The sequence below is a fragment of the Microbacterium sp. CH1 genome, from assembly GCF_001595495.1.
Taxonomy (GTDB): Bacteria; Actinomycetota; Actinomycetes; order Actinomycetales; family Microbacteriaceae; genus Microbacterium.
In genome coordinates this window covers 26,229-38,334 of sequence record NZ_LOSO01000024.1, presented here as the reverse complement: position 1 = coordinate 38,334, position 12,106 = coordinate 26,229, and the positions used below count along the sequence as shown (strand labels likewise).

Sequence of the window (12,106 nt, the reverse complement as noted above, 5' to 3'; positions counted from 1 at the left end):
GTCAGTTCTCCTTGTTCGTGGTGTTCGTGTTGAGTCGTTCGATGTGCGTGCGGAGGAAGTCCCAGGTGGTCCAGAACTCCTCCAGCTCCTGGCGGCCCTGCGCGTTCAGGGTGTACACCTTGCGGGGCGGGCCCTTCTCGCTCGGCACCTTCTCGACGTCGACGAGCTTCTTCTGCTCGATCCTGACCAGCAGGGCGTAGACGGTGCCCTCGGCGGTGTCGGTGAAGCCGTGCTCGCGCAGCCGGGTGGTGATCTCGTATCCGTAGGCCGGCTGCTCGGCGAGGAGGGCCAGCACGATGCCCTCCAGGGTGCCCTTGAGCATCTCGGTCATCTGCTTGCCCATCGTCCCCTCCTCTCGTTCCTGTGTCTTCCGTTCAGTACTCAGTGTTGCTGGGTACCGGTACAAAGTATCACTGAGTACCGGTACCTAGCAACACCGAATACTGAACCTCTCCGCCCTCTTTTCCGCCGAGACCCCGGGTACGCGGCGAGACCCCCGGGTGGCGACGCGAAGACCCCGGGGTGTCGACGACAACCCGGGGTCTCAGCGGGAAGAGGGGGAGGAAGGGAGGTCAGGGGAAGAGGCGGCGGAGCAGGGGGAGGTCGTCGTCGCGCAAAGCCTGCGTGATCACGGCAGCGGTCTCCGGAGGCATGTCCTTCTCCAGGCGCTGCCACAGCCACCGCGCGGCACCCAGGTCGGCGGTGGCGACGGCGGTCGAGAACGCGGCGACGCCGTCGTAGTACGGGATGGTGGACGAGCCAGGCGGGGCGTTGTACGGCGAGTAAATGTCGACGAACGGAAGAGCCGGGTCCGGGCGGAGGTAGAGGACGTCGCCGGGTGCGATCGGCTCGAAGCCGCGCACATGGTTGAAGCTGCCGACAGTGACGTAGTCGACGCAGAAGCGCTCGCCGATCGCGATCAGACTGTCGCCGGACTGGACCTCGTAGGAGAAGATCCGCCCGTCCGCATCAAGAGTGACGGGACCGCCCGCCAGCTCCGACGCGCCCATGTCGACGAGCTCGCCGAGGAGTTTCGCGTGAATTGGCGAGCCGTCGTCGCTGCCGATGCTGATGAACGCGTTCGTGGTGCAGTCCCCCGGCCCACCGGCGGGCACGCTGATGCCGTCACCCAGGTCGACGAGTTCGTCCTCGGTCGTGTCTTCGGCTTTCAGGGCGGCCGGCGTGGGGGTCGGCGACGGTGCGGCGGCGAAGCGCTCCGACGCCCACGAGGTGACGTCGAACACGGCGGACGCGGCGCTGACCACGACAGGAGCGGCCGCGACGACCAGGCCGGCGACGGCGACGGCGACGACGGCGGCGGTGATCGTGGTGGAGCGCTTCATCCCGGTCAGCATGGCATCGAAGCGTGCCGAGCACCAGAGCGGAGGTGTCAGCTGCGGAGATAGGCGAGGACGGCGAGGACCCGGCGGTGGCCGCTGTCGGTGGCGGCGAGCCCGAGCTTGGCGAAGATGTTGCCGATGTGCTTGCTCACCGCGGTCTCCGTCACGAACAGGCGTGCGGCGATCGTGGTGTTGTCCAGGCCCTCCGCCATGAGCCCGAGCACCTCCCGCTCCCGTGGAGTGAGGGTCTGCACGGGGTCGTCGGCGCGACGGCGGCTCATGAGCTGCGAGATGACCTCGGGGTCCATCACGGTCCCACCGGCGGCCACCCGGCGAAGGGCGTCGACGAACGCGGCGACCTTGCCCACCCGCTCCTTCAGCAGGTAGCCGAGGCCGTCCGCCCCCGCCGCGAGGAGCTCCCCCGCGTAACGGTCCTCCACGTACGCCGAGAGCACGAGCACCGGGAAGCCCGGGCGGCGGGCTCTCGCCTCGGCCGCGGCCTTGAGCCCCTCGCTGGTGAAGGTCGGGGGCATCCGCACGTCGACCACTGCCGCGTCGGCCTCGTCGAGCAGGGCGAGGAATCCGTCGGCGTCGGGCACGGCGCCGATCACGTCGAAGCCCTCGCTGCGCAGCAGGAGCGCGAGGCCCTCCCGCAGCAGGGTGTCGTCCTCGGCGATCACGATCCGCATGGCAGCTCCGTCCGCAGGATGGTGGGTCCCCCGACGGGACTCGTCAGCTCCATCGTGCCCTCGAACGCCTCGACACGGCGCCGGATCCCGGCGAGCCCTCCGCTCGGACGCTCGATCGCGCCGCCGGCCCCGTCGTCCTCCACCGTGATGAGGAGCAGCTCGCCCTCCCGCTCCACGCGCACGGTGGCACGGGCCGCTGCGCTGTACTTGTTCACGTTGGTCAGCGCCTCCGCGACCACGAAGTACGAGGCCGACTCGACCGCTGCCGGCACCCGGCCGATGTCCGCGGCGTCGAGCGTGCACGGCACGACGCTGCGCCCGGCGAGCGAGGCGAGCGCCCCCTCGAGACCCAGTTCGTCGAGGATCGGCGGATAGATGTCGTGCACCGTGCGCCGGAGGCCGGCGAGGGCATCGGCCGCGGCATCCTGCGCACGGTGCAACGGCTCGATCACATCGCCGCCGGTCTCCTGGGCGCGCTCCGCGATCCCCAGCATCATCACGACGTTCACCAGGCGGTTCTGGGCGCCGTCGTGCAGATCGCGCTCGATGCGACGGAGCTCGGCGGCGTGGGCGTCGAGCGCGGCCGCGCGGCTGAGCGTCAGCGCGTCGACGCGGGCGGCGAGGCGCGACTTCTGGGGCGTCGCGAGGAGTCTCGCCGAGACGAAGGCCACCAGCCGGGCGACCGCCGGGACGAGGAACAGCGCGGCCACCGCATAGGCGAGGGCGACGAGCGGCATGGTCCACGCCAGATCCCATGACGTGACCGGGTACGGCGAGCCGACCGGGTCGTCGGCGGGCGCGAACTGCCAGTACCAGGTGACCGCGAGTGTGTTGACGGCGGACAGCGGCAGCGCGAGCGTCAGCAGCGAGAGCCACATCACCGGGAAGGCGTGCACGGTGAGCCACAGCGCATCGCGAGCGGTGGAGCGGGAGAAGGCGAAGCGCAGACGCTCGTCGATGGTCGCGCCGCGCGGCAGTGTGCGCCCGAGTGGCGGCAGATCCTCCCCGCGTCGTCGTCCGATCCGTCGCCGCGCGCGGTCGCTCCAGGCGTGCAGTACCTGCACGACCTGCGGAAGCAACAGCACTCCGCCGGTGATGAGCATGAGCGGCAGCAGCACGAGGATGACGCAGAACAATGCGAGGGACACGACGGAGGCGCCGAGTTCGACCGCGAGGAACCGCGCATCGGGCAGCCATCCGCGCAGCCCGCGGCGCATCCATCCGTCCTTCACCCTGCAAGTCTGCCCGAGCGCCCCGCCGCCCGCGGTAGAGCCAGCTCCACCATCGATGCGGGACCGGGCGGGATGGGGGCGGACGCCCAGCTTTCCTAGCGTCGAAGCATGACCTCCCTCTCCTCTCTGCCGCTCGTCGAAGCGGCCCCCGCCGAGGCCCTGCGACTCAGCGGCCTCGTCAAGACCTACGGCTCCGGCAGCGCCAGGGAGACGGCACTCCGCGGCATCGACCTCGCCATCGCGCGGGGCTCGTTCACCGCCATCATGGGCCCGTCCGGCTCGGGTAAGAGCACGCTGCTGCACAGCGCGGCGGGCCTCGACCGCCCGACCAGCGGCACGGTGCACCTCGGCGGCACCGAGATCTCCGCGCTCACGCCCCGGCAGCTCACGGCGTTCCGCCGCGACCACGTGGGGTTCGTCTTCCAGGCCTACAACCTGCTTCCGGCCCTGACCGTGGAGGACAACATCACCCTCCCGCTGCGGCTCGGCCGGCAGGGCCTGGATCATCGCTGGCTGGAGACCCTGCTCGCCGCGGTGGGTCTCACGGACCGCCGCCACCGTCGCCCCGCCGAGCTCTCCGGCGGACAGCAGCAGCGCGTCGCGATCGCCCGTGCCCTCATCACCCGACCGCACGTCGTGTTCGGCGACGAGCCCACCGGCGCCCTGGATTCCCGCACTGGGAAGCAGGTCCTCGATCTCCTCGCCCATACCGCGAAGGAGCTGCACCAGACCGTTGTGGTCGTCACGCACGACCCGGTGGTGGCCTCCCACGCCGACCGGGTGATCTTCCTCGCCGACGGGGCGTTCGCCGGACATCTCGACGGCGGCAGCCCGCAGCAGATCACGGATCGCATGAGCACGCTGGGGGAGTGGTGATGTCCGCCTCGACCCTCGGGCTCGGGCGCATCGTCCGCGCCGACCTCCGTCACCATCGGCGCAGCCTCGCCGGGGTGTTCGTCGCCATCTTCGTCGCGAGCGCGCTCGTCACGGGGCTCGGCGTGCTCGTCGAGTCGGGCATCCGCGGCGGCCTCGCCCCGCAGCGCTACACGGCGGCCGAGGTCGTCGTCGGGGCCGTGCAGCAGGTCGACGTGCCGGAAGACCTGCCGGTACCGCTGCGCGAGCGCGCTCCCGTTCCCGCCGACGCCGCGCGGGAGATCGCCGCGCTGCCCGGAGTCGAGGCCGTGGTCGCCGACGTGACCGTCCCCCTGGCGCTCCGGGGCCCGACGACGGATGCCGTGGTCGAGGCGCACCCCTGGTCCGCGACGGCGCTCACCGGCTTCACGCTCGCAGAGGGCCGGGAACCCGCTGCCGGTGACGAGGCCGTGGTGCTCGCCGGTGCCGGCCACGCCGTGGGCGACACCCTTCCGCTGGCCCACGGCGGCACCCCGGCGACCTACACGGTCGTCGGCCTGGTGACCGCAGAGGCGCTGCCGGAGCGTGCGGTGCCGGTGTTCCTGACGGACGAGCGCGTCCGCGACCTCGACCCGCACGGCGGTGCCCCGCAGGCGCTGGGCGTGTTCGTCGACGGCGACCCCGAGCAGGTGGCGAGCGCGATCCGGGACGCGTTCCCCGATCTGGTCGCCCGGACCGGTGACGCCCGCGGCGATGTGGAGTTCCTCGACTCGGCGGCGGCGCGCACCCTGCTCATCGCGATCGGCAGCGCGTTCGTCGGTACCTGCATCCTCGTCGCCCTGTTCATCGTCGCGGGAACGCTGTCGCTGTCGGTGCAGGCGCGTCGGCGTGAGTACGCCCTGCTCCGTGCCGTCGGGGCCACCTCGTCGCAGGTGCATTCCCTCATCGCCAGGGAGGTGCTCACGGTCGCAGCCGTCGCCGCGCTGCTCGGGATCGCTCCCGGGTACCTGCTGTCGTCCGCGTTGCAGTCGGCGTTCGTCGCGGGCGGCGTGATCCCCGGCGACTTCGCCCTCGCGCTGAGCCCGTTCCCGGCCATGAGTGCGCTGGTGCTGGTGCTCGGCGCGGCCTGGGGAGCGGCGCGCATCGCGGCGCGCCGCCCGGCCCGCCTCGACCCCATCGAGGCGCTGCGCGAGTCGTCGACGGGTCCGGGTCCGATCGGCGTGCCCCGCGTCATCACCGGGATCGTCTTCGCCGCCGCCGGCGTCTCGATCTCCACCGTCCCTCTGACCGTCCGCGGGGACGCGGCGGTGGGGGCGTCGGCCGGCGCCGCGATCATGCTCATCGTGGCGCTCGCGCTCCTGGGTCCGTGGCTCGTCGCCCTGTGCGTGCGGCTCATCGCTCCCGTGCTGCGCCGTTCGTCGGCCGCGGGCTTCCTCGCCGCCGCCCACACCACCGCGGGCAGCCGGCGCATGGCAGCCGCGATCCTCCCGATCGCCCTCGGCATCGGGCTGGGTCTCGTGCAGATCGGCGGGCCGGCGATCGTCGCGGACGAGGCGGCGACCCAGGCGCGGGCCGGGGTCACCGCCGACCTACGGGTGGCGGCCCCGGCCGGGCTCTCCCCGGACGTCGTCGGCGCGCTGCGCGCCGAGCCGGGGCTGACCGCCGCGACCGGCGTGGTCGTCAGCACCGCGGTGCTCGACGCGCTCGACATCGAAGGCAAGGTCGAACGCACGGAGTACGTTCTTCAGGGCGTCGACCCGGCGACGATGGACGGCCTGCTCGACCTCCGCGTGCAGGAGGGCTCCCTCGCCGCCCTCGACGGCGGTGCGACCGTCGCCGTCAGCGCCGATATGGCACACACGCTCGGCCTCGACATCGGCGACCCGGTGACGGGCGTGCTCGGCGACGGCTCACCGCTGGAGGCGACCGTGGTCGGCATCTACGAGCGCGGTCTCGGCTTCGGCGATCTCACCATGGCCGCCGACCACGTCCGCGCGCACACCTCCGCAGGACTCGACTCGTTCGCGCTCGTGTCGGTGGACGGTTCCGGCGCGGCCGACGCCCTCGCCGCCGACGGTCTGCAGGTGGCCCCGGGGGCCGGGCAGAAGGCGAGCACGACCGGCGCCGTCTCGCAGCAGGGGTGGGTGAGTCTCATCGGCCTGCTGGTCATCCTCGGGTACATCGCGATCGCCGTCGTGAACACCCTCGTGATGGCGACGGGGGAGCGGTCCCGGGAGTTCGCCCTGCTGCAGCTCATCGGCGCCTCCCGGGGCCAGGTGCGCGCCACGATGCGCACCGAGGCGATCATGATCGCCGTCCTCTCGATGGTCTTCGGCGTGCTGGTGGCGATCCCGCCGCTGATGGGCATGAGCTACGGCATCTCCGGGCAGCCGCTCCCGGCGATGCCCGTGCTCGGCTCCCTCGCGATCATCGGCGGGATGGGGGCGCTGGCCCTCGTCGCGCTGCGGGTGGCGACGGAGGCGGCGCTGCGCCGTCGTCCGATCGAGGAGATCGGCTCTCGCGAGTAGGCGGCGACCAGGCGAGGGGCGCATCGGGATCCCCGGTGCGCCCCTCCGGCGTGTCTCCGGGGTGAAAAGGAGGGGTGAATTCCCCCGGTTCGGCCGGAGGGCTCGGCGGCGGACGGGCAGGCTGGCGGAGGCCCGGACCGAGTCCACCCTGCCCGAAAGGGTGCTCGGCGGTCGCCTGAGGGGGCGGGGGCTTCCGTGTGCGCGGATGCGTGCCGGAACGCGATGAATGGGGAGAGCAGTCATGGGATTCCGTGGTGCCCGCAAGGACCGCACGTCCGATGGTCTTCCGCCGGAGCGGCACAGCCGCTGGCGGGGCCGCACGAAGAGGCTGATCGGCGGTGCCGTGAGCACGGCGCTCGTCGCGTCGTCGATGATCGTCGTCGGCGGGACGCTGACCGCCGCACCGGCCGCCGCGGCGGAGCCGTTCCTGTGCACGCCGGGAGCGGTGTATGTGCAGAGCGCCACCGAGGTGCGCGAGTTCGCCGTCGATGACCGGGGTGGCTCCCTCGGCGCGACGAGCATCGGCGTCGGCCACTCCGACAATGGACTCGGCCTGTCGGCGGACGGAACGTTCGCGTACACGGTGACCAACGTCGGCACGGACAAGGTGCTGGCCAAGCACGACCGTCGGGGCGAGGGAACGACGAGCCGAACACCCTTCACGCTGGGAACGAGCCGCTCAGACTCCTCTGTCCTGCGCGGGGCTGTGCATCCCGTCACGGGCGTGTACTACTTCGCCAGCGGCACACTCGATGGTGCCATCAACCTCTATGCGTGGAACGAGAGCGTCACGCCGCAGACCTACGTGCAGGTCGGCAGGCTGCGCCCGACCACCGGCAGCAGCGCCTTCGGCGCCAACGGCGACATGGCCTTCAGCGCCTCCGGTCAGCTCGTGCTCGTCGCCGACCGATACATCTACTCTGCCGATCTGCCCGCCACACTCCAGCCCAGTACGGCCACGATCGATGCCAAGCAGGTGCACGACATGGGCGCTGGCGTGCAGGGCAACGGCATCGCGTTCGGAAACCTCGGTCACATCTTCGTCTCTGTCGGGGGCAACAACCCGTACATCGTCGAGGTCGATCTGCCCCGCGGGCAGACGGTCAACACGACCCAGCTCGGCACCTTCTCGCCCACCGACATGGCGAGCTGCACGTTCCCGAACACGCTGACGCTGAAGAAGGACCTCCCCGAGGGCCGTCACGCGGCGACCGATCAGTTCGGACTCCGAGTGCAGTCGCCGGCCGGCTACCAGGTCGCGCGGACCGACGCCGTCACCCGCGGCGACCGGTCCGGGCTGCAGCCGGACTACGCCGGCCCCGTCTTCACGAACCAGGGCGACACCTTCCGGCTCTCGGAATCGGCGGCGGGCTCGACCGACCTCACGAAGTACGACGCCTCCCTCGTCTGCCTGCAGGTGAACGCCGACGGCTCGACCACCCCGGTGGCCGTCAGCGCGGACGGACAGGTCACCCAGCCGGCCGGCCCGCTCGGCACCGACGTCACGTGCACCTACACGAACGTCCGCCTCGCGCCGGACCTCGCTCTCCGCAAGACCTCCGACCCCGCCGACGGCACCGCCGTGCAGGCCGGCCAGCGTCTCACCTACACGGTGCAGGCCGAGAACACCGGCAACACCCGCCTCGACCCGGTCACCGTGACCGACGACCTGTCCGGCGTGCGCGCGTTCGCCGAGTACCAGGGCGACGTGGCGACGGCGATCGACGGTGACCCGGTGTCGTCCGGCGCCGCCACCGTCACGGGCGACGACCTGGCCTGGACCGGCGCCCTCGAGCCCGGGCAGGTACTCACGATCACCTACTCCGTCGTCGTCGACGAGGGCGTGGAGGGCGAGCGCATCGCCAACCGCGTCACCGCATCCGGCACGCCGCCCGGGGGCCTGCCCCCGACGACCCCTCCGGCCGTCACCACCGAGCACCCCGTCGCCGGCTTCGAGGTCGCGAAGACCTCCGATCCCGCATCGGGCAGCGTGGTGGAGCCGGGTCAGACCATCGAGTACACCGTCACCGGCACGAACACCGGCGCGACCGTCCTCGACCCGGTGACCGTCACCGACGACCTCTCCGGCGTGCTCGCGAACGCCGCCTTCAACGACGACATCACGACCGCGGTCGGCGGCACGACCGTGACCGCGGGCGGCGCGACCCTGATCGGGAACGACCTCGCCTGGACCGGAACGCTCCAGCCCGGACAGACCGTGACGATCACGTACTCGGTGACCGTGGGCGACGACACCTCCGGCGCGATCCTGCGCAACAGCGTGACCGGATCGGGCACCCCGACCACCCCGAACCCGGGCGACCCGACCGGGCCGCAGGTTCCCGGTGAGCCGATCGTCCCGCCGACGGTCACCACCGAGCACCCCGTGATCGGCTCCGGCTTCACGATCTCGAAGTCGGCCGACCCCGCCTCCGGCACGGCCGTGTCGGCGGGCGACACGATCACCTACACGATCACCGGGACCAACACGGGCGACACCGACCTCGATCCCGCGGAGATCGTCGACGACCTGTCGGGCGTGCTCGGCTCCGCCGGCTACAACGACGACGTCACGGCCGACCGCGGCTCCGTGCGGGTCGCCGACGCGACCCTCACCTGGACCGGGGCCATCCCGCGCGGGGAATCGGTCACGATCCGCTACACGGTGACGGTGGATGCGGGTGTCGAGAAGGCCCTGCTGCACAACGTCGTCACCGGATCGGCCACGCCGCAGATCCCGACCGACCCCGCCGACCCCTCCGGGGCGAAGACCCCGGGGACCCCGATCGTCCCGCCGGCGGCGGAGACGGAGCACCCCGTCGTCGACACCGGCTTCGAGGTCTCGAAGTCGGCTGACCCGGCCTCCGGCACCGCCGTCCGCGCGGGCGACACCCTCACGTACACGGTCTCGGGCGTCAACACCGGCAACACGGTCCTCGACCCCGCGACCATCGTCGACGACCTCTCGGCCGTCCTCGCGAACGCGGAGTACGGCGGCGACGCGAAGGCCTCGTCCGGATCCGTCGCGCTCTCGGGCACCACACTCACCTGGACCGGGACGCTCGCTCCCGGCGACCGCGTCGACATCACCTACACGGTGACGGTGGACGAGGGCGCGACCGGCGTGCTGCTCCGCAACACGGTGTCCGGGGAGGGCACCCCGCTGATCCCGACCGACCCGACCGACCCGGAGAGCCCGTCCACGCCGGGCACCCCGGTCGAGACTCCGCCGGCGACGACGGAGCACCCCGTGGCGACGCCCGGGTTCACCGTCACCAAGACGGCCGACCCGGCGACGGGCACGCGCGTCGACCCCGGCAGCGTGATCACCTACACCGTGACCGGCCGCAACACGGGCGACACCGTCCTCGACCCCGTCGAGATCGGCGACGACCTGCGCGCGGCGCTGGCCCACGCGTCGTACAACGACGACGTGTCCGCCACCCGCGGCGACGTGCGCGTGGCCGACGGCGCCCTCTCGTGGAACGGCGTGCTGCGCCCCGGCCAGGACGTCGTCATCACCTACTCGGTGACCGTCGACGCCACCGCCGGCGGCGAGACCATCGCGAACACGGCCACCGGAGAGGCGACCCCGCTGATCCCCGCCGACCCGAGCGACCCCGAGAGTCCCACGACTCCCGGCACGCCGATCACGCCGCCGCCGTCGAGCACGGAGCACCCCGTGAACGAGCCCGGCTTCACGTTCGCCAAGACCGTCGACCCCGCCGCCGGTACCGCTGTCGACCCCGGTGACGTGCTCACCTACACGCTGACCGCGGCCAACACGGGCCAGACGGTGCTGGACCCGGTGACGATCACCGACGACCTGTCCGGTGTGCTGCCGTACGCGACGTTCAACGCGGACGCCGTGGCGAGCATCGCGGGCGCCGCTGCGGCTCCCGCGACCCTGGACGGCACCGAGCTGTCGTGGACGGGGGCGCTCGCAGTCGGCCAGACCGTGACCGTCACCTACTCCGTGACCGTGAGCGCCGACGGCGTCGGCACCGTGATCGAGAACGCGGCGTCCGCGACGGCGACCCCGCCGGGAGGATCGACGATCACGCCGCCGCCCGGTGTCACGACCAACCCGGTCAACGAGCCCGGATTCTCCGTCTCGAAGAGCGTCGACCCGGCTGCGGGCACGGCGGTCGACCCGGGCAGCGTCCTCACCTACACGGTGACCGGTGTGAACACGGGCGAGACGGCTCTCGACCCCGTCACCATCGCCGACGACCTCTCCGGTGTCCTGGCGCACGCGGAGTACAACGACGACGCGACCGCGACGATCGGCGGCACGGCGACGACCGCGCCGACGGTGGCCGAGGACCGGCTGTCCTGGACGGGTGCGCTGCAGGTCGGCGAGAGCGTCACGATCACGTACTCGGTGACCGTGCGCGCCGAGGCCGGCGGCGCTGTCCTCGAGAACTCGGCCTCCGGCTCGGCGACCCCGCCGGGTGGGGTGCCGCCGATCGAGACGCCGCCGGCGACGACCGAGAATCCCGTGAACAAGCCCGGCTTCGAGCTGCGCAAGTTCGCCGATCCTGCCTCCGGCACCCGGGTCGACCCGGGCAGCGTCGTCACCTACACGGTGACCGGCGTGAACACGGGGGAGACGGCGCTGGCTCCGGTCCGCATCCTCGACGACCTGTCCGGCGTGCTCGCCCACGCCGCCTACAACAACGACGCGACGGCGACCCTGAGCGACGGCACCGCGCCCGAGCCCGTCGTCGCGGGCGACGAGCTCACCTGGGCCGGTGACCTCGCGGTCGGCCAGCGTGTCACGATCACCTACTCGGTGACCGTGCACGGCGATGCCGGCGGTGCGATCATCGCGAACACCGTCGAGGGCACGGCCACGCCTCCTGGCGGCGCCGAGCTGACCCCGCCGCCGGTGACGACGGAGAACCCCGTCGGCACCCCGGGCTTCACGTTCGTCAAGTCGTCCGACCCCGCATCCGGCTCCGCCGTCGCGACGGGCAGCGTCGTGACGTACACCCTCACCGGCACCAACACCGGCGAGACGGGTCTGGACGAGGTCGTCGTCACGGACGACCTGACCGGAGTGCTGCGGCATGCCGACCTCCGCGGCACGGCGACCGCCACGGTGGGTGACCGGGCGGTGGCCGCGCCGACGATCGACGGCACGACGCTGCATTGGACGGGCAGCCTCGCCGAAGGAGAGCGTGTCGTGATCACCTACGCGGTGACCGTGCACGCCGACGCGGCGGGGGCGACGCTGCGGAACGCGGCCACCGCCTCGGCCACGCCGCCGGGCGGGGAGACGATCACCCCGCCGACGAGCACGACCGAGAACCGGGTGCTGACGCCGCTCGCCCTCACCGGCGGACAGCTGACGCCGTGGATCCTCGGCCTCGCGACCGCCCTGCTGATCGGTGGCGCGGTGCTGCTGCTGGTGCGACGTCGCCGCATGCAGAGCTAGCGGTTCCCGAAGAAGGCCCCGCCCG

7 protein-coding genes are annotated in these 12,106 nt (G+C 72.1%); 3 read left to right on the top strand and 4 right to left on the bottom strand.

What is annotated here, in order from left to right:
- Window position 1 precedes the first annotated feature (1 nt).
- The 4 genes from AUV07_RS15495 to AUV07_RS15480 form a co-directional block, all read right to left on the bottom strand.
- Complete coding sequence (locus AUV07_RS15495; protein WP_062637516.1) at window positions 2-343, bottom strand: PadR family transcriptional regulator; 342 nt, start codon at window positions 341-343, stop codon at window positions 2-4.
- Window positions 344-572: 229 nt separating this feature from the next.
- A complete protein-coding gene (locus AUV07_RS15490) occupies window positions 573-1,343 on the bottom strand; it encodes a LysM peptidoglycan-binding domain-containing protein (protein WP_146008204.1) in 771 nt (256 codons plus the stop codon).
- Between the two features lie 47 nt (window positions 1,344-1,390).
- Window positions 1,391-2,029 (bottom strand): response regulator transcription factor, encoded by a 639-nt coding sequence (locus AUV07_RS15485; protein WP_062637512.1) that lies wholly within the window; start codon window positions 2,027-2,029, stop codon window positions 1,391-1,393.
- On the bottom strand, window positions 2,017-3,261 hold the full coding sequence (locus tag AUV07_RS15480; RefSeq protein WP_231868291.1) for a sensor histidine kinase: 1,245 nt from the start codon (window positions 3,259-3,261) through the stop codon (window positions 2,017-2,019). The genes AUV07_RS15485 and AUV07_RS15480 overlap by 13 nt, the downstream gene beginning before the upstream one ends.
- Before the next feature lie 108 nt (window positions 3,262-3,369).
- Here AUV07_RS15480 and AUV07_RS15475 point away from each other — a divergent pair, with 108 nt between their 5' ends.
- The 3 genes from AUV07_RS15475 to AUV07_RS15465 all read left to right on the top strand — a co-directional run bounded on the left by AUV07_RS15475 (window position 3,370) and on the right by AUV07_RS15465 (window position 12,081).
- Complete coding sequence (locus AUV07_RS15475; RefSeq protein WP_062637508.1) at window positions 3,370-4,137, top strand: ABC transporter ATP-binding protein; 768 nt, start codon at window positions 3,370-3,372, stop codon at window positions 4,135-4,137.
- Window positions 4,137-6,641 (top strand): FtsX-like permease family protein, encoded by a 2,505-nt coding sequence (locus AUV07_RS15470; protein WP_062637506.1) that lies wholly within the window; start codon window positions 4,137-4,139, stop codon window positions 6,639-6,641. The genes AUV07_RS15475 and AUV07_RS15470 overlap by 1 nt, the downstream gene beginning before the upstream one ends.
- Window positions 6,642-6,882: 241 nt before the next feature.
- Complete coding sequence (locus AUV07_RS15465; protein WP_062637504.1) at window positions 6,883-12,081, top strand: isopeptide-forming domain-containing fimbrial protein; 5,199 nt, start codon at window positions 6,883-6,885, stop codon at window positions 12,079-12,081.
- Window positions 12,082-12,106: the final 25 nt, after the last annotated feature.